The organism is Castellaniella sp. GW247-6E4 (assembly GCF_040276065.1).
GTDB lineage: Bacteria > Pseudomonadota > Gammaproteobacteria > Burkholderiales > Burkholderiaceae_B > Castellaniella.
The window spans coordinates 178,713-195,648 of record NZ_JBELOI010000007.1 but is presented as its reverse complement, the minus strand read 5'-3'; the positions used below and the strand labels follow the sequence as shown (position 1 = coordinate 195,648).

Below are 16,936 nucleotides of genomic sequence, written 5' to 3'. Positions count from 1 at the left end.
ATTCATGGGACTAGAAACTGCAGAACCTCGCACTACTGCTTCAATGCTTGCCGCTACCATACAGTCCGATATCATAAATGGCAGCCTATATCCGAATGCGCACCTACGCATAAAGGATTTGTGCGTCCGTTATCGAAGCGGCCCAATCCCGATCCGAGAGGCTCTTTCGAGGCTTATTAGCAGTGGTTTCGTGATTGCCAAGGCACAAAAGGGATTTTTTGTAGCGGGCGTCTCTCTATCCGAATTGGTTGACATCACAGAGACCAGAATCTATGTGGAGTGCGAAGCTTTGCGCCGATCAATCAAAAGCGGAAACCTGGGCTGGGAAGAAAAACTGGTTAGCATACACCATCGCCTGAACAAGACTCCCATTTATGCCGAAGGAGGCAGCGGGTTCACGAACGAATGGGAACAGATACACTCCCATTTTCACGAGGTGTTGATTAGCGGCTGCGATTCGGAGTCTCTCCTTGACGTATCAAAAACTCTGCGCAATAGGACGGCACGCTACCGGCAATTATCTGCCTCCTCCAAAGCGATTAGCGAGGCCAGTGAGGCAAACACGAAGTCTAATAGATACGAAACGGAACGTGATGTTACTGGCGAACATTTGCGAATTGTCGAAGCAACTCTGGAACATGACTCAAAGCGCGCGACGCATCTACTAGCCGAGCACTATCGCCGCACCGTCCAGCTAGTATTACGCTGGACACAAACATCCTGACACCTATCATATAACCCTAAAGCATAATCTCGATAAGTGCCAGACTACTCGTTGCGACCCCAGAAGGACTACGCAACCACGTTGATCCATCTGAAGAGCCGCAAGGTACTAGCACCGTGTCAGAGCACTTGCAATCTCCAGCCTGCGCAGCTATCTGAAGCGCCTGCCAGGCAAGGAACACGTGCGCGTCATCGTCATGGATCTGTCCGAGACCTACCGCCGAATCGCCCAGCAGTCCTTCCCCAACGCCATGATCGTCGCCGACCGCTTCCATGTCGTGCGCCTAGTCAATCAGCATTTCCTCAAGCTCTGGCAGCAGCACAACCCCGAAGGTCGAAAGAATCGGGAGTTGCTCAGCCTGATGCGCGGCCATCACTGGAAACTGTCTGCCGTGCAGAAGGAGCGGCTGTATCAATATCTGGCACAGATGCCCGTGCTGCGGGCACTGTACTTCGCCAAGCAGCAGCTCAACGGCTTTCTGGTGCTCAAGTCTCTGAAGGCCAAACGTGTCAGAAAGATGCTACCCAAGTTCCTGGCCCTGATCGCTCAGTTCGAACAAAGTCCAGCCAAGGCGCTGGCCGCTACGTTACGATCATGGCTAGAGCCCATCGTACGCATGTGGCGCTTCTCCAAGTCCAATGGCATCACCGAAGGGTTCCATACGAAGATGGAGATGCTCTCGCGCAGAGCGTATGGATTCGGGAATTTTGAGAATTACCGCATGAGAGTCTTGGCTCAATGCGGTTGGAACGGGGTGATGAACCGTGTCTGATGAATGCCCATCCCCTGATTATGGGGTAGAGCCGGGTAGAGCCGGCTCATGCATACATGGCGCGCCCGCCAGGAATCGAACCTGGATCAGAAGCTTCGGAGACTCCTATTCTATCCATTGAACTACAGGCGCGAGGCCCGCTATTGTACAGTGTTTGAGGGGAATACGTCGGACCCGGCGGCGGCTTGCCCATGGGGATCATGCGTGAGGGCACGCGTGCCGCTATAATCTTTGTTTGATGCCTGGAGCATCGCGCCGATGCGTTTGGCACGGCCCTGCAGCATTCGAATAAAACACCCAGGATTCAACCATGAGCCACGAAGAAAACGCCGCCGAGTCGCACGGACACGAAAGCGTCATCAAGACCCCGCGTCAATTGCTGATTACCGTCATCCTGGCCTTTCTGATCCCCATCGTGGTCATCATGATGCTGGTGAATCTGGTCGGGGCCAGCATCAAGACCGGTGCGGGCTCCGACAGCCAGACATCCGAGGCCATCGCCAAGCGCATCCAGCCGGTCGCCGGCTTCAAGCTTGTCGACGTCAATGCGCCCAAGGTCTTCAAGACCGGCCAGCAGGTCTTCGAGTCGACCTGTAGCGCATGCCATACGTCGGGGGTTGCCGGCGCGCCCAAATTCGGCGACGAGGCCGCCTGGGCACCCTTCATCAAGCAGGGCTACGAAAGCCTGGTCAAGAACGCCATCCATGGAATCGGCGCCATGCCGCCCAAGGGCGGCAATGCCTCGCTGGACGATTTCGAGGTCGAGCGCGCGGTGGTCTACATGGCCAATCACTCGGGCGCCAAGTTCGACGAGCCCAAGGAGCCCGCCGCCGAGGGCGGCGAGGCCAAGGCCGAAGCGGCGCCCGCTGCCGCGCCTGCCCAGGCCGCTGCCGCTCCTGCCCAAGCCGCTGCTCCTGCCGAGGCCGCACCGGCAGCCCCGCAGCAGCAGGCCGCCGCGGCTGAGCCCGCGGCCGCTGCCAGCACCAATGCGGTCGGCGAAAAGATCTACAAGACCTACTGCTTCGCCTGCCATGCCACGGGGGTGGCGGGCGCGCCCAAGTTCGGTGATAAGGACGCCTGGGCGCCGTTCGTCAAGACCGGTCCTGAGGAAATGCTCAAAAACGCCATCAAGGGCGTGGGCGCCATGCCGCCGCGCGGCGGTTCGCAGGCCAGCGACGATGAGATCAAGGCCGCGATCGAATACATGGTCGACGCGGCCAAGTAAGGCTCCTGTTGCCATGGGGCGGCGGCGCCTGCCCGCCGCCCGGCGCCCGCTCGGGATGTCTCTAGTGTCCCGTTTGATTGACGTTGGCCGCGATGAAATCGGCGATCTCGGCCTCGCTCATGCCCAGCCGCTCGCGCAGGATCATGGCGGTGTGCTCGCCCAGCAGGGGCGGCCCGCGACGGGCCGTTAGGGGCGAGGCGCTCAAACGTATTGGATTGGCGACGGTGGGGACGTGCCCTGCCAGCGGATGCGGCACCATCTGCAACAGGCCGCGCGCCTTGACTTGCGGGTTCTGGTGGACCTGGTCCAGCGTATTGATGGGTCCCGCGGGCACGCCGGCCTGCTCCAGCGCGAGCAGCCACTCGTCGCGCGGCCGCCGCTTCATGGCTTCGGCCAGGATCGGGATCAAGGCCTCGCGATGCACGACGCGTCCATTGTTGCGACGAAAACGCCGGTCCTCGGCCAGGGACTCCTGCCCGATCACCCGGCAGTAGGCCTGGAACTGCATGTCGTTGCCCACGGCGACGATCAGGTGCCCGTCCTGGGCCGCAAAGACCTGGTAGGGTACGAGGTTCTGGTGTGCATTGCCGGCGCGGCGCGGCGCCTGGCCGGTCGTCAAATAGTTCATGTTCTGATTGGCCAGCATGGCAACCTGGCAATCCAGCAGAGCCATGTCGATGTGCTGGCCTTCGCCGCTGCGCCCGCGCTCTAGCAGGGCCGCCAGGATGGCGACGGTGGAATACATGCCGGTCATCAGGTCGGTGACGGCGACGCCTGCCTTCTGGGGCCCGCCGCCGGGCAGATCGTCGCGCTCGCCGGTGATGCTCATCAGGCCGCCCAGGCCCTGGATCATGAAATCGTAGCCAGGGCGATTGGCGTACGGGCCGGTCTGGCCGAAACCCGTGATCGAGCAGTACACCAGGGCGGGGTTGACGGCGCGGATGCTGTCGTAGTCCAGGCCGTACTTGCGCAAGCCGCCAACCTTGAAATTCTCGACCAGCACGTCGCACTGGCGCGCGAGCCTGCGCACGACGTCGGCCCCGCGGGGGCTGGCGATATCAACCGCCACCGAATACTTGTTGCGGTTGGCGCAGGCATAGTACGCGGCCTCGGTGGTGTCCCGGCCATAGGCGTCCTTGACATACGGGGGCCCCCAGTTCCGTGTGTCATCGCCGGACACCGGTCGCTCGATCTTGATGACTTCCGCGCCCAGGTCGGCCAGGTTCTGGGTGCACCAGGGGCCGGCCAGCACGCGCGTCAAGTCGAGGACACGGATGCCGGACAAGGCGGCGGGACGGTGCGATTCGGTCATGGCGGCTCCTGAGGTTGCGTCAGTTTAGCTCGCCTCGTCGAGCCTCCATTCGAGCGTGCCCACGAACTCGGGCAGGAACCTCGCAAAGACCTCGGCGGCCGGGGACAGGCTCGCATGGCGGCGCGTGTACACAAAGAAGCGGCGCCGCACCTCGGGGTCGTGCAGCGGGCGCATCCGCATGCCGTACAGATTCACGAGCGGGCGCGCATAAGGCAGGCAGGGGGTGATCCCCAACCCCGCGCTGACCATGCTGAGGGCAGTGCTCATGAACGCCACCTCATGGCTGGGACGGATGGCCGGTGTGGAGACCGCCCCGTGCAGGTCCAGCATCAGGCGATTGGTGAATTGGCCCTGCAAGGCGATGATCGGATAGCGCATCGAGTCGGCCCAGGTGATGCGCTCGATCGACTCGAGCGGGTGGCCCGGGGGAAACACGATCATGAAAGGCAGGTCGAACAGCGGCTCGGCCCCCAGGTCGGCAAGCTCGTCGCGCTGCGGCCCGACACCGATGTCGACCTCGCCACGGAGGATGCGGGTGATGACGTTCTCGACCGCGCAATCCACCAGATGCACCGTCACATCGGGATATGTCTCGCGAAACCGCGCGATCAGGGCCGGCATGAGCGTGCTGGCCATCAGCTGCGGCGCGGCGATGCGCACGATCCCGCTGTGCAGGCGCTTCAAGCTGTCGAGCCCCTCCAGGGCACTGTCCAAGTCCTGCAGGATCTTGGTGACGACCGGATGGAACTCGCGCCCGATCTCGGAGAGCTGGATGCGGCGCGTGTTGCGGTCGACCAGCCGCACGCCCAGCCCCGCCTCGAGTTCTTTGATCAGGCCGCTGAGCGCCGATTGGGTCACATGCAGGGACTCGGCCGCCCGCGTGAAGCTGCCGGTGCGCGCCAAGGCCGTGAAGGCCCGCAATTGCCTCAAGGTTACGTCCATTGCCGACCCATAAGATTTGCAGATAAATACATATGAAAATACCGTTTGTATGATAGCTGGAATTTTCCTTTAATACAGACATACTGGAACCGGCTCACCGAAAGCCCCGGGAGGATCCCCATGCTACCGTCCAACCCGAACGGAAGCCATCATGTTTGAGCGCGCGGCACACTTGATCACGCGCGGCTTCGAGATTCTCATCGTCGCCTGCCTGGCGATCATGGGGATTCTGGTGTTCGGCAATGTCGTCCTGCGATATGCCTTCAATTCCGGGATCGCGATCTCTGAGGAACTGTCCCGCCTGCTGTTCGTCTGGCTGATCTTCATGGGCGCGGTTCTCGCCTCGGCCCAGCGCAGCCACATTGGATTCGACACCTTGCAGCGCATGGTCGGGCCGCGCACGCGGCGCGTCCTGGTGGTCTTCACCGGCCTGCTGATGATCGCCGGCAGCGTGATCTTCATCCTGGGCGGCTGGAAGCAGACGCTCATCAACCTGGGCAACACTTACCCCGTGCTGGAAATCTCGTACGCCTGGCTCTACGGCGTTGCGCTGGTCTTTGGCATCACCCTGCTCTTTCCGGTCTGCAACAACATCCGGCGCGCCCTGACCGGCCACGACGACCACCTCACCGAGGACCTGGCCGATCGCATCGAAAAACTGGCCGACCGCATCGAGGAGCAGGCCGAGCAGAGCCAGGCCGGAGAGGCTCGCCGATGAGCGCCGCCCTGTTCATCGGAACCCTGCTGAGCCTGATCGCCCTGGGCCTGCCCATCGCGTTCGCCCTGATGTTCGCGGGGGTGGCGCTGATGCTGCTCATCGGCCAGTTCGACTCCCAGATCGTCGTCCAGAATGCCATCGCCGGCGCCGACAACTTCGTGCTGATGGCGGTCCCCTTCTTCATCCTGGCGGGTGAGTTCATGAACGCCGGCGGTCTGTCCAAGCGCATCGTCGAGATGGCCAGCGCCTTTGTCGGCCACCTGCGCGGAGGTCTGGGCTACGTGGCGATCTTTGCCGCCATCCTGCTGGCCAGCCTGTCGGGTTCGGCGGTCGCCGACACCGCGGCGCTGGCTGCCATTCTGGTGCCCATGATGCGCCAGGCGGGCTATAACCCGGAACGCGCCTGCGGCCTGATGGCGGCCGGCGGCATCATCGCCCCGGTCATCCCACCCTCCATCGGCTTCCTGATCTTCGGCGTCGTGGCCAATCTGTCCATCACCCGCCTGTTCCTCGCGGGCATCGTCCCCGGCATTCTGATGGGCGCTGCGCTGGTGATCGCCTGGTGGATCGTGGCCCGGCGCCAGAACGCGGCGCTGACGCCCCGGGTGCCATGGCCCCGCCGGCTGGTCCTGCTGGGACGCGGCGGCTGGGCCCTGATGCTGCCGGTCATCATCATCGGCGGCCTGCGCTTCGGTATCTTCACGCCGACCGAGGCCGCCGTCGTCGCCGCCGCCTACGCGCTTTTCGTCGGCGCCGTGGTCTATCGCGAGCTGGACTGGCGCACGATCTACCACTGCCTGCTGACCACCGCGCGCACCACGTCAGTGGTCTTGCTGCTGGCCTCGCTGGCGATGGTGGCCTCATACATGATCACCATCACGGACATCTCGGGACAGGTCGGCGGCTGGCTGCAATCCCTGTCGGATCACCCGCTGGTGCTGCTGACCGCGATGATGGCGGTCGTGTTCTTCGCGGGCATGGTGCTGGACTTCATTCCCATCGTGCTGATCTTTACGCCGGTGTTCCTGCCCATCGTCAAGGCTGCCGACATCGACCCGATCTACTTTGGTGTGATCTTCATCATGAACTGCTCGATCGGCATGATCACGCCCCCGGTGGGGGTCGTGCTCAATGTGGTCAGCTCCGTCGGCAAGGTGACCATGTCCCAGGCAACGCGCGGCATCCTGCCTTTTCTGTTCGCGCTGCTGGTGGTCTTGATCCTGCTGATTCTTTTCCCCGCTCTGGTCACCGTACCGGCCGAGTGGTGGCGCTAGTTTCCCCCCAACCACCCCAGGAGGCAACACAATGAAAATCCGTCTCGCACTACTGACCGGCCTGCTGGCCGCCTCGCTGTCCGGCACCGCCGTGGCCGCGGTCACCGCCAAGTTCGCCGTGACCTTGCCCGAGAAATCCCACCAGGGCCAGGGCGTGGCCAAGTTCGTCGAGCTGGTCAAGGCCAAGAGCAACGGCGAAATCGACATCAAGCCCTATTACAGCGGCGCGCTGGGCAACGACGTACAGGTGACCTCGGCCCTGCAGGGTGGCACCATCGAGTTCACGGTGCCGCAGACCACCACGCTCACCGGCATGGTCAAAGCCTACGAGATTCTCGACTTTCCCTTCCTGTTCAAGAACTCGGAGCAAGCCGAAAAAGTCCTTGACGGCCCTGTGGGCGACAAACTGCTGGCAACCCTGCCCGAACATGGACTGGTGGGCCTGGCGTACTGGGAGAACGGGTTTTTCAACGCCACCAACAGCAAACATCCGATCGCCAAGGTCGAGGATTTCCAGGGCCTGAAGTTCCGCTCGATCCAGGCCAAGATCACCCAGGAAACGATCAAGGCGCTGGGCGCCAACCCCGTGCCCCTGGCGGTGCCCGAGCTCTACACCGCGCTCGAGACCCGCACCATCGACGGCCAGGGGACACCCAACGCGGTGATCGCGGCCCTCAAGCTCTATGAGGTCCAGAAGTACCTGTCGATCACACGCCACAGCTACGGCGCCTTCATCCCGCTGGCCTCGAAGGCCTTCTGGGACAAGCTCACCCCCGAGCAGCAAAAGATCCTCAAGGACTCCGCCGTCGAGGCTCGGGCCTACCAGCGCGAGGTCGCCCGTACGCAGGGCGAGTCGGCCAAGGATGTCATGGCCAAGCACGGCATGCAGATCAACGAGGTGAGCGACGCCGAGCACGATCGCATGCGCGAGCGCGTCCAGCCCGTCTGGCAGATGTTCATCCCCAGCGTCGGCCAGGAACTGTTCGACCAAGTCCAGGCCCAGATCAAGTAATTGTTCAACCCTGGGGCGCCGCGCCTGGCGGCGCCCCGTTCATCGTCCCGCGGCGCATCGGCCCCGGGATGCCCGGAGCACCCATGAAACTCGCCACACTCAAGGATCAGACACGCGACGGCCAACTCGTCGTGGTCAGCCGCGACCTCAGCCTTTGCATTCCCGTCCCGGATCTCGCCCCGACCCTGCAAGCCGCGCTCGACGACTGGGACGCCTGCGCCCCGGGCCTGCGGGAGGTCTACGACTGGCTCAACGCCGGCGAGGCGCCAGGCGCCGTGCCCTTCGACCCGGCTGACTGCCATTCTCCGCTGCCGCGCGCCTATCAATGGGCCGATGGCTCGGCCTACCTGAACCACGTAGAGCTGGTGCGCAAAGCGCGCAACAGTACCGTGCCGGAATCCTTTTTCAGCGACCCCCTGATGTACCAGGGCGGCTCGGACGCCTTCATCGGGCCGCGCGATCCCATCATCGCCGACACCGAGGACTGGGGCATCGACATGGAGGCCGAGGTCGCCGTGATCACCGGCGATGTGCCGATGGGCGCCAGCCCGTCTGACGCGGCCGACACCATCCGGCTGATCATGCTGGTCAACGACGTCTCGCTGCGCGGCCTCATCCCCGGAGAGCTCGCCAAGGGCTTCGGGTTCTTTCAGTCCAAACCGGCCAGCGCGTTCTCGCCCGTCGCCGTCACGCCCGACGAGCTGGGCGAACACTGGCGCGACGGCAAGCTGCACCTGCCCCTGCTGGTAGAGCTCAACGGCGAGCCGTTCGGCCGCCCGAACGCGGGCCAGGACATGACCTTCAGCCTGCCCCGACTCGTCGCGCATGCGGCGCGCACCCGCCGCCTCGCGGCCGGCACCATCATCGGCTCGGGCACAGTCTCCAATAAACAAGGCAGTCTGCACGGGTCCAGTATCCGGAATGGTGGCGTCGGATACTGCTGCATCGCCGAGGTCCGCATGTACGAAACCATCGAGGGCGGCAAACCCGTCACGCCGTTCATGCGCTTTGGCGACCGGGTCCGCATCGCGATGCGGGACGAGGCGGGGCAGGACATTTTCGGCACGATCGATCAAGTCGTCCAACGCCGCCCGGGGGCCTGACTTCCATGCTCGAGCTCTATTCGTACTTCCGCAGTTCAGCGGCCTACCGGGTCCGCATCGCGCTGGGCCTCAAAGGCCTGGACTGCGCCATTATTCCGGTACACCTGTTGCGTGATGGCGGCGAGCAGCTCTCTGCCCGATACCGGGAGATCAATCCCGAGAGCCTGGTGCCGGCGCTCTCCGACGATGGCCGAATCTTCACGCAGTCCCTGGCGATCATCGAATATCTCGACGAGGCCTACGGGCCCGCCAGCCTGCTGCCGTCCTCGCCGTCGGCGCGGGCGCGGGTCCGCGCGCTGGCGCTGCACATCGCTTGCGACATCCACCCCCTGAACAACCTGCGCGTGCTGCGCTACCTCGCCCACGCAACGGGCGCCAGCCAAGAGCAGCGCGACACCTGGTACCACCACTGGATCACCACCGGCTTCCAGGCCCTGGAGCGCCAGCTCGAGCGCTCGCCGGACACGGGCCAGTGCTGCCACGGCGACGAGCCCGGCCTGGCGGATTGCTGCCTGATCCCCCAAGTGTTCAACGCCAGACGCTACGAGATCGATCTCGGCCCCTTCCCGACGATCGAGCGCATCGTGGCGCACTGCGAAACCATCCCGGCCTTCCAGGCCGCGCATCCTTCCCGCCAGCCCGACGCGGAATGACCCGCTGCCGGCGCCTCCCCCGCCCGCCGCGGGGCGGAAGGGCGCCGCTGAGTGACGCCTTTAAGCCACAGAACCGTGCTTCCCTGGGAAATTAGGGTTTACCCCTAGCTTTAAACTAGGGTTTACCCTATAATAGGGTCTATGCAGCAACACCCATTTTTACACCAGGAGCACCACATGAACTACGGCAATACCCCCGCCCTCTTTTCCGATGCCCTGGAACGCGCCTACACCCAGGCCGTCATGGACACATCGGAATCCCTGTCGATCAAGGACATGGTCAAGAGCATCGCCCGCGGCGCCAAGCGCATCGGCTCGCGCACGGCCCGGACCATCGGTGAGGTCATCAACGCGCAGGCCGAGGCCCGCGCCCGCGACGCCCGCTACTCGCGCTCGCAGTGGTAATCGACTGACGCCTCGCCCGCCCCACCGGCGGGCGCAGCCCTGAATGCCGAAGGGCGGAACCGGATATGCCGGTTCCGCCCTTTTTTTGCCATAGGGCCGCTCCCAGGACATTCTGTGGGCTCAAGTGCCCGGCGCACGGCCCGGCTTGCCGGACAGCAGGGCTTTCAGGCGCCCCAGCGTCTGCTCGGGATCTACCTGGGGCGGCGCGCCGGGAGCGGCCTCGGCCTCGAGGCCCATCTCCTTGATGAAACGGGACGGCTCGCGCAATAGGTCCTCGCGGCCCCGGCGCCGCTTGCGGCACCAACTGATGTGCAGGCTGCGCCGCGCGCGGGTGATGCCCACGTACATGAGGCGGCGCTCTTCCTGGATGCGCCCGGCCAGAGCGGCCGCGGCCGCCTCGCTGCCATCGTCATCCTCGGCCGAGCCGCGATGCGGCAGCAACCCCTCCTCGACCCCGATCAGGTAGACATGGGGGTATTCGAGCCCCTTGGATGCGTGCAAGGTCGAGAGCTTCACGGCATCGGGCTCCTCGTCATCGGCGCGCTCGAGCATGGTCACGAGGGCGACGTGCTGCACGAGCTCCAACAGCGTCATGTCTTCCTCGTCGGCTTTGCGCTTGAGCCACTCAATCAGTTCGAGGACGTTGGCCCAGCGGGCCTGAGCCTGGCGCTCGTCGAGCACGTCGTATAAATGGCGCTCGTACCCGATGGCGGCCAGCAGGTCGTCCAGGACCTGGCCGGCATTGTCCTCGCGGCATCCCTCCACCCCGACGGGGCTGCTGATCTGCGGCGATGCCCCGGGCGGCGGCGTCTCCCATGCCGGGGCCTCATCGTCCGGCGCCAGCAGCTCGGCCTGGACCGGCCCTTGGGCTGGCGCGATGGCCATGGCGCCCGCGCGCCGTGCCGCGCGCGCCTGGAAACCCTGGATCAGGCGCACGAAGCCGTGCACCGCCTCGCGCGAGCGTCCGGCGGGCAGCTCGGCCTCGCTCGCCGCCATGCCGGCTTCGAACAACGACACGCCACGACGCGCGGCGCTGGCGCCCAGGGCTTGCAGGGTCGCCTGGCCGACGCCACGGCGCGGGGTCGTCATGGCGCGGATGAAGGCCGGATCGTCGCTGTCGTTGGCGATCAGGCGTAGATAGGCGAGGATGTCCCGCACCTCGGCCTTGTCGAAAAAGCTCTGACCACCCGAAACCGTGTAGGGGATGCGCAAGTTGCGCAGGGCCTGCTCCATGACGCGCGCCTGGTGATTGCCGCGATACAGCACCGCGAAATCCTTCCATTGGGCCTGGCGCTCGAAGCGCGCGGCCGACAGCCGCATGGCGATCGACTCGGCCTCAGCCAGATCCGTGTCCATGGGTACGACGAGGATCGGCTCGCCCATGCCCAGCTCGGACCACAAGGTTTTGTCGAAGGCCTTGGGGTTGTGCCCGATCACCTGGTTGGCGGCGTGCAGGATGCGCTGCACCGAGCGGTAATTCTGCTCGAGCTTGATGACCCGCAGGCGCGGATAGTCCTCGGCCAGGCGCGTGAGGTTTTCCACTGTGGCACCGCGCCAGGCATAGATCGCCTGGTCGTCATCACCCACCGCCGTAAACATCGCCCGGTCGCCGCACAGATGATGCACCAGTCGATACTGGCAGGAATTCGTATCCTGATATTCGTCCACCAGCAGGTAGTGCACCCGCGCCTGCCAGCGAGCCCGCAAGCGCTCGTCCTCGAGCAGCAGGGCGGGCAGGCGGATCAGGTCGTCAAAATCGACCGACTGGTACGCCCGCAGCGTGGCCTCGTAGCTGCGGTACACCCTGACCGCCTCGGCCTCACCCGCGTCGCGCGCCGCCCGGGCCGCCTCGTCGGGCGTCAGCATGGCGTTCTTCCATAGGGAAATGGCCTGCTGCACGGCACGCAGCCGGGCCTTGTCGGTGGTGGCGAGCAACTCCTGAATGATGGCCAGCGCGTCGTTGGAATCGATGATCGAAAAGCCGCGCTTCAGCCCCGCGGCGGCGGCCTCCTCGCGCAGAAAGCGCAGTCCCAGCGAGTGGAACGTGCCCACGGTCAGGCCCCGCAGCAGGCGCGCGTCGACCAGGCCGCGCACGCGCTCACCCATTTCGCGGGCCGCCTTGTTGGTGAAGGTCAGGGCCACCACGTTGCGGGCCTGGTAGCCGCATTCGCGCAGCAGATAGGCCATTTTCTGGGTGATGACGCGGGTCTTGCCACTACCCGCGCCCGCCAGCACCAGACAGGGGCCGTCGAGATACAGCACGGCTTCGCGTTGGCGCGCATTCAGGTCCTGGGCCACCGTTGCGCCCTTGGGCAGGAGGGCGGCCATCAGATCTCGAGTGGATCGATCTCGATCCCCCAACGCACGGACCTGCCCTGGGCCAGGTCATGCACCTCGACCAGCCACGGGCGCAGCAAGCGGTGCAGGGCACCGCGCCCATCGGCCTCGACCAGCAATTGCGCACGCTCTATGTTGGCCACGCGTACCACCCGCAAGGGCACCGCGTCGTAGATCCGCGCGCCCGCGCCCTCGGGCATGGCCTGTGCCACGGCGCGCGCCTCGCCCAGGAAATCCAGCGCATCGCGCAGATGGCGCGCCTGCGCCGTCAATAGGGCTTGGTGCGAGAACGGCGGCAGGCCGAGCTCCTCGCGCTCGGCCAGGGCGGCCTCGGCGAAGCGCGCATAATCGTGGGTCCGCAAGGCCTGGTAGACGGCCTGTTCGGGGTAGTCGGTCTGGATCAGGACCTCGGCACCGCCCGCGCGGCGCCCCGCGCGGCCCGCCACCTGCATCAACTGCGCGAACAGGCGCTCGGGCGCGCGGAAATCTTGCGCGAACAGCATGGCGTCGGCATTGAGCACCCCCACCAGGCCAAGGCGGGCATAGTCGTGGCCCTTGGACACCATCTGGGTGCCCACCAGGATATCCGCCTCACCTGCATGCACCTTGGAGAACAACGCCTCGGCGCTGCCCTTGCGCCGGGTCGCGTCCGCATCGATGCGCAGGATGCGCGCGCCGGGAAAGCGCTCGCCCAGGAACTCCTCGATACGCTGCGTGCCGCGCCCCATGGGCTGGATGTCCTGGTCGCCGCAATCCGGACAGGCGCGCGGCGGTGCCGTGCAATCGCCGCAATGATGACATTGCAAGGTGTGGCGGCGCCCGCCCGCGTGGCGGTGCAACACGGTATAGGCGGTGCACCGCGCACATTGGCTGACCCAGCCGCAAGAGGCGCAGCGCAGCACGGGGGCATATCCCCGGCGGTTGATGAAAACCAGGCTCTGCTCACCCTGGCCCAGGCGCGCCTCGAGGCTGGTCAGGAGCTGTGGCGTGAACCCCTGTTCGAGCTGGGCGCGACGGGTATCGACCAGGCGCACCTCGGGTAGGGGCTGCGCCAGGGCGCGCCGGGACAAGGACACGTAACGGTAATCCCCGCGCCGGGCGCGGCGCCAGGTCTCGAGCGAAGGCGTGGCTGAACCCAGGACGACCGGCACGCCCAGATCGTGCCCGCGCCACACCGCGAGATCGCGCGCCGAGTACCGCAAGCCCTCCTGCTGCTTGTAAGAGGTGTCATGTTCCTCGTCGACGACGATCAGGCCCAGCCTGGGCAGCGGCACGAACAGCGCCAAGCGGGTTCCCAGCAGGATCTCGGCCTCGCCGCGCGCGGCGCGCAACCAGGCGCGCAGGCGCTCGCCCTCGGACAGCTTGCTGTGCATGACCGCGACATTGCCGAGCCGCCCGCGCACGATGTGCTCGAGCTGGGGTGTCAGATTGATCTCGGGCACCAGCAGCAGCACTTGACGGCCCTGGGCCAGCGCCTCGGCCGCCAGGCGCAGGTAGAGCTCGGTCTTGCCGCTGCCGGTGACTCCATGCAGCAGAGCGAGGCCCGGGCCGGGTTGCGCCGACATCATGCCTCGCAGATCCTGCCAGGCCGCGGATTGCTCCGCGTTCAGCACCGGGGGAATGGGCGCGACGGTGTCCGTGCCCGCCGCGGCGGGCGACTCGCCGCCCCACGCACGCGCGCGGCCCGGGCGCCGGTCGGCGCGCCGCACCGGGCCACCCGCGGCTCGCGGCCCCAGATAGGCCGAGGGCTTGCGCAGGCTGGCCGGCAGGACCGGCAACAGCACCTCGCCCAAGGGCCGGTGATAATACCCAGCCGCAAAATCCGCCATACGCATCCAGTCCGCCGGCATCGGCGGCAGATCGTCCAGGACCGCCTCGATCGCCTTGACCCGCCCGGCCTCGATAGCCGGCGCCTCGCGCTGCGCCCAGACCATGCCGATCATTCGGCGCGGCCCGAAACTCACGAGGACCCGGGTGCCGGGCACAACGGGAACATCGTGCACATAATCGAACAGGCCCGGCAAGGGAACGTCCAGCGCGACCGCCAAGTAGATACATTGCCCCGTTCCGGCGCTTCCCGCAGGCACCCCGGCGGCCGTCGCGCTGGCCGGGGGAGTCTCTGGGTCGGAGGTATTTTCACAGGTGCTCATGGTCACGGCAGGCCTCTCGTGGCGTTGGGCTGGAGAAAAAAACCTTGTTGTGACTATGGATTAGAGAAATACCAGGCACCTGTGGATAACTTTGTGGAGAATTAGGCCGATCATTGCTGGAAAAGGGGGCAGATCGTCGGATTTCGACATTGCAGCGCAATATGAATGCCGCAAACCAATTTAAAATCAATAGATTACGATGGATGTCTCATGTAAAACTAAGATTTCTAGTGAAAACCCTAGCTCGCCCCGGACTGTGTATAAACATCCTGCCCTGAACCGGGCCTCATCCGCCATGATACTCGCGGCTGGCGGCATGCACCTCGTCGACCAGGCTGCTCACCGCCTCGGGCGGCGTGAATTGGGAAATTCCGTGTCCCAGGTTGAATACATGCCCGCCACGGCCCACCGGGCCGAAATCCGCCAGCACGCGGCGGACCTCTTCGCGAATCGCCTGGTCACCTCCGAACAGCGCCATCGGGTCCAGATTGCCCTGCAAGGCCACGCGGTCGGCGACGCGGCGACGCGCCGCCGCCAGGTTCACGGTCCAGTCCAGCCCTATGGCGTCGCAACCGCAGGCCGCGATGTCCTCGATCCAGGGCCCACCCCCCTTGGTGAAGACGATGGACGGGATGTGCCGGCCCTCGTGCTCGCGCAGCAAGCCATCGAGCACCCGGCGGGTATAGGCCAGCGAGAATCGTTGGAACAACCCGTCGGCCAGCACCCCGCCCCAACTGTCGAACACCATCACCGCCTGGGCGCCCGCGCGGATCTGGGCGTTGAGGTATTCCTGGACCGCGCGTGCATTGACCTCGAGAATCCGGTGGATCAGGTCGGGCCGCTGGTAGAGCATGGTCTTGATCTGGCGATAGTCGGCGCTGCCCGAGCCCTCGACCATATAGCAGGCCAGCGTCCAGGGGCTGCCGGAAAAGCCGATCAGCGGCACCCGGCCATCGAGTTCGCGGCGGATCAGGGAAACGGCGTCAAAGACGTAGCGCAAACGGTCGAGATCAGGCACGCGCAAGGCATTGACCCCGGCCTCGTCGCGCACGGGATGCGCAAAACGCGGCCCCTCGCCCGCCTGGAAGCTGAGCCCCAGGCCCATGGCATCCGGCACGGTCAGGATATCGGAAAACAGAATGGCCGCGTCCAGCTCGAAGCGCCGCAGGGGCTGCAGGGTCACCTCGCAGGCATATTCCGGGTTTTGCGCCAGCGCCATGAAGGATCCGGCCTGCGCCCTCGTCTGGTTGTACTCGGGCAGATAGCGGCCCGCCTGGCGCATCATCCAGATTGGGGTGTACGGAACCGGCTCGCGCCGCAGCGCACGCAGGAAGATGTCGTTCTTGAGCTCTGGCACAGGCATGATCCTCATGGAGATGCCGGAGATTTTAACCGTCCGGCGCAGCCCTGGGGGAAGCCTCCGCCCGATAGGGCGCAGGGTCGATGTCGTGTTTTCGCATCAGCGCCCAGAAGGCGCGCCGATGCTTTTGCGCGGCCCGCGCCGCCATTGCAATATTGCCGCGATGGCGCCCCAGGGCCGCATGAATATAGGCGCGCTCGAAACGCTCGATGACGCGCCCCTTGGCCTCGCGAAAGGACTCGCGCGACGAGGCCTGACGGGAAGCGACCGCCACGGCATAGGCCTCGAGTTCGGCGCCGGAACGCTGCAGAATGGTCGCGCACAGCGCATCCTCGTCCACGGGCCCCCCCGGCGAGACCGCCAGACCATAGCACGAATCGCCCTCGGCCAGCACCGGCGCCGGCGGCGCGGCGCCATCCAGCAGGCGCTCGATACGCGCGCGCAGGGACTCGGCGCAAAATGGCGGCCTGATGAAATCAGCCACCCCCAGCGCATACAGGTCATGAATGGCCTGGGCACGCAGGTCCACCGCATAGGCGATCAAGTGCGCGCCGGGAGGGCGCGTGGCAGCCAGCGCCGTGCGCCAGGCCCCGAGCCCGGCGCCGTCCACGTAGAGCAGGCAGGCATCGTAACGGCCCAGGGACAGGGCCGCATCCTCGAGCATGGCGGCATCGCCATGCGCGCCCCACGGCGCATGCAGATGCAGGCGGCCGCCGGCATGCGGCCCCATCAGGGAAGCCACCCAGGCCTCCCGCCCCACGGCCAACACCGCGCAATCCAGACGTTCCCGCATCGCCGCCTCCTCTTCGTGGACAGAGTGTGCAGAATAGACCGCGCGGCGCCTTGCGCCTATTCGCAAAAAGCGAGGGGCCGCCGCTATATACTGTCACTCACGCCCAATGACCATCGCCACTCCGATGCGCGTCCCGACCACGACCCCTCAAAAGGC

At 65.3% G+C, this 16,936-nt stretch carries 15 protein-coding genes and 1 tRNA gene; 9 read left to right on the top strand and 7 right to left on the bottom strand.

The genetic code is table 11. The features are described from left to right. Positions 1-4: 4 nt before the first annotated feature. Both ABS761_RS10715 and ABS761_RS10710 read left to right on the top strand, forming a co-directional pair. Positions 5-724: a GntR family transcriptional regulator gene (locus ABS761_RS10715; protein ID WP_350408303.1), complete on the top strand. Its 720-nt coding sequence runs from the start codon at positions 5-7 to the stop codon at positions 722-724. Between the two features lie 133 nt (positions 725-857). Next, positions 858-1,496 carry a transposase gene (locus ABS761_RS10710; RefSeq protein ID WP_350408330.1) on the top strand — a complete coding sequence of 213 codons (639 nt, stop codon included), beginning with the start codon at positions 858-860 and terminating at the stop codon, positions 1,494-1,496. 57 nt (positions 1,497-1,553) lie between these two features. On the opposite strand, the gene ABS761_RS10705 is transcribed toward ABS761_RS10710, so the two are convergent. Next, positions 1,554-1,628: transfer RNA gene (locus ABS761_RS10705), tRNA-Arg, on the bottom strand. Positions 1,629-1,806: 178 nt separating this feature from the next. Here ABS761_RS10705 and ABS761_RS10700 point away from each other — a divergent pair. Then, a complete protein-coding gene (locus ABS761_RS10700) occupies positions 1,807-2,721 on the top strand; it encodes a c-type cytochrome (protein ID WP_350408302.1) in 915 nt (304 codons plus the stop codon). Positions 2,722-2,782: 61 nt separating this feature from the next. On the opposite strand, the gene ABS761_RS10695 is transcribed toward ABS761_RS10700, so the two are convergent. Both ABS761_RS10695 and ABS761_RS10690 read right to left on the bottom strand, forming a co-directional pair. Beyond that, positions 2,783-4,033, bottom strand: a complete 1,251-nt coding sequence (locus ABS761_RS10695; RefSeq protein WP_350408301.1) for a CaiB/BaiF CoA transferase family protein — start codon at positions 4,031-4,033, stop codon at positions 2,783-2,785. 24 nt (positions 4,034-4,057) lie between these two features. Then, positions 4,058-4,975 (bottom strand): LysR family transcriptional regulator, encoded by a 918-nt coding sequence (locus tag ABS761_RS10690; protein ID WP_350408300.1) that lies wholly within the window; start codon positions 4,973-4,975, stop codon positions 4,058-4,060. A 151-nt stretch (positions 4,976-5,126) separates the two neighbouring features. Between ABS761_RS10690 and ABS761_RS10685 the strand changes: the two genes are divergently transcribed. From ABS761_RS10685 to ABS761_RS10660, 6 genes are all read left to right on the top strand, one after another. Further along, entirely contained in the window at positions 5,127-5,693 is a 567-nt protein-coding gene (locus ABS761_RS10685; RefSeq protein WP_350408299.1) for a TRAP transporter small permease, read from the top strand. Continuing rightward, complete coding sequence (locus ABS761_RS10680) at positions 5,690-6,967, top strand: TRAP transporter large permease (RefSeq protein ID WP_350408298.1); 1,278 nt, start codon at positions 5,690-5,692, stop codon at positions 6,965-6,967. The genes ABS761_RS10685 and ABS761_RS10680 overlap by 4 nt, the downstream gene beginning before the upstream one ends. A gap of 31 nt (positions 6,968-6,998) precedes the next feature. Next, positions 6,999-7,979, top strand: a complete 981-nt coding sequence (locus tag ABS761_RS10675; RefSeq protein WP_350408297.1) for a TRAP transporter substrate-binding protein — start codon at positions 6,999-7,001, stop codon at positions 7,977-7,979. Between the two features lie 83 nt (positions 7,980-8,062). Next, positions 8,063-9,082 (top strand): fumarylacetoacetate hydrolase family protein, encoded by a 1,020-nt coding sequence (locus tag ABS761_RS10670; RefSeq protein ID WP_350408296.1) that lies wholly within the window; start codon positions 8,063-8,065, stop codon positions 9,080-9,082. A 5-nt stretch (positions 9,083-9,087) separates the two neighbouring features. Further along, positions 9,088-9,735: a maleylacetoacetate isomerase gene (gene maiA / locus ABS761_RS10665; protein WP_350408295.1), complete on the top strand. Its 648-nt coding sequence runs from the start codon at positions 9,088-9,090 to the stop codon at positions 9,733-9,735. A 177-nt stretch (positions 9,736-9,912) separates the two neighbouring features. Next, positions 9,913-10,140, top strand: coding sequence for a hypothetical protein (locus ABS761_RS10660; RefSeq protein WP_350408294.1), 228 nt, complete (start codon positions 9,913-9,915; stop codon positions 10,138-10,140). A gap of 120 nt (positions 10,141-10,260) precedes the next feature. On the opposite strand, the gene ABS761_RS10655 is transcribed toward ABS761_RS10660, so the two are convergent. The 4 genes from ABS761_RS10655 to ABS761_RS10640 form a co-directional block, all read right to left on the bottom strand. After that, complete coding sequence (locus ABS761_RS10655) at positions 10,261-12,468, bottom strand: UvrD-helicase domain-containing protein (RefSeq protein ID WP_350408293.1); 2,208 nt, start codon at positions 12,466-12,468, stop codon at positions 10,261-10,263. Beyond that, positions 12,468-14,627 carry a primosomal protein N' gene (locus ABS761_RS10650; RefSeq protein WP_350408292.1) on the bottom strand — a complete coding sequence of 720 codons (2,160 nt, stop codon included), beginning with the start codon at positions 14,625-14,627 and terminating at the stop codon, positions 12,468-12,470. The genes ABS761_RS10655 and ABS761_RS10650 overlap by 1 nt, the downstream gene beginning before the upstream one ends. A gap of 286 nt (positions 14,628-14,913) precedes the next feature. Then, positions 14,914-15,990, bottom strand: coding sequence for a uroporphyrinogen decarboxylase (hemE, locus tag ABS761_RS10645; protein ID WP_350408329.1), 1,077 nt, complete (start codon positions 15,988-15,990; stop codon positions 14,914-14,916). Between the two features lie 25 nt (positions 15,991-16,015). Beyond that, positions 16,016-16,780: a hypothetical protein gene (locus ABS761_RS10640; protein ID WP_350408291.1), complete on the bottom strand. Its 765-nt coding sequence runs from the start codon at positions 16,778-16,780 to the stop codon at positions 16,016-16,018. Between the last annotated feature and the right edge of the window lie 156 nt (positions 16,781-16,936).

What these genes read in the sequence shown, in the direction of transcription:
- ABS761_RS10715 (WP_350408303.1), top strand. Translation starts at nt 5, where the DNA reads ATGGGACTAGAAACTGCAGAACCTCGCACTACTGCTTCAATGCTTGCC.
- ABS761_RS10700 (WP_350408302.1), top strand. Translation starts at nt 1,807, where the DNA reads ATGAGCCACGAAGAAAACGCCGCCGAGTCGCACGGACACGAAAGCGTC.
- ABS761_RS10695 (WP_350408301.1), bottom strand. Translation starts at nt 4,033, where the DNA reads ATGACCGAATCGCACCGTCCCGCCGCCTTGTCCGGCATCCGTGTCCTC.
- ABS761_RS10690 (WP_350408300.1), bottom strand. Translation starts at nt 4,975, where the DNA reads ATGGACGTAACCTTGAGGCAATTGCGGGCCTTCACGGCCTTGGCGCGC.
- ABS761_RS10685 (WP_350408299.1), top strand. Translation starts at nt 5,127, where the DNA reads ATGTTTGAGCGCGCGGCACACTTGATCACGCGCGGCTTCGAGATTCTC.
- ABS761_RS10680 (WP_350408298.1), top strand. Translation starts at nt 5,690, where the DNA reads ATGAGCGCCGCCCTGTTCATCGGAACCCTGCTGAGCCTGATCGCCCTG.
- ABS761_RS10675 (WP_350408297.1), top strand. Translation starts at nt 6,999, where the DNA reads ATGAAAATCCGTCTCGCACTACTGACCGGCCTGCTGGCCGCCTCGCTG.
- ABS761_RS10670 (WP_350408296.1), top strand. Translation starts at nt 8,063, where the DNA reads ATGAAACTCGCCACACTCAAGGATCAGACACGCGACGGCCAACTCGTC.
- maiA (WP_350408295.1), top strand. Translation starts at nt 9,088, where the DNA reads ATGCTCGAGCTCTATTCGTACTTCCGCAGTTCAGCGGCCTACCGGGTC.
- ABS761_RS10660 (WP_350408294.1), top strand. Translation starts at nt 9,913, where the DNA reads ATGAACTACGGCAATACCCCCGCCCTCTTTTCCGATGCCCTGGAACGC.
- ABS761_RS10655 (WP_350408293.1), bottom strand. Translation starts at nt 12,468, where the DNA reads ATGGCCGCCCTCCTGCCCAAGGGCGCAACGGTGGCCCAGGACCTGAAT.
- ABS761_RS10650 (WP_350408292.1), bottom strand. Translation starts at nt 14,627, where the DNA reads ATGAGCACCTGTGAAAATACCTCCGACCCAGAGACTCCCCCGGCCAGC.
- hemE (WP_350408329.1), bottom strand. Translation starts at nt 15,990, where the DNA reads ATGCCTGTGCCAGAGCTCAAGAACGACATCTTCCTGCGTGCGCTGCGG.
- ABS761_RS10640 (WP_350408291.1), bottom strand. Translation starts at nt 16,780, where the DNA reads ATGCGGGAACGTCTGGATTGCGCGGTGTTGGCCGTGGGGCGGGAGGCC.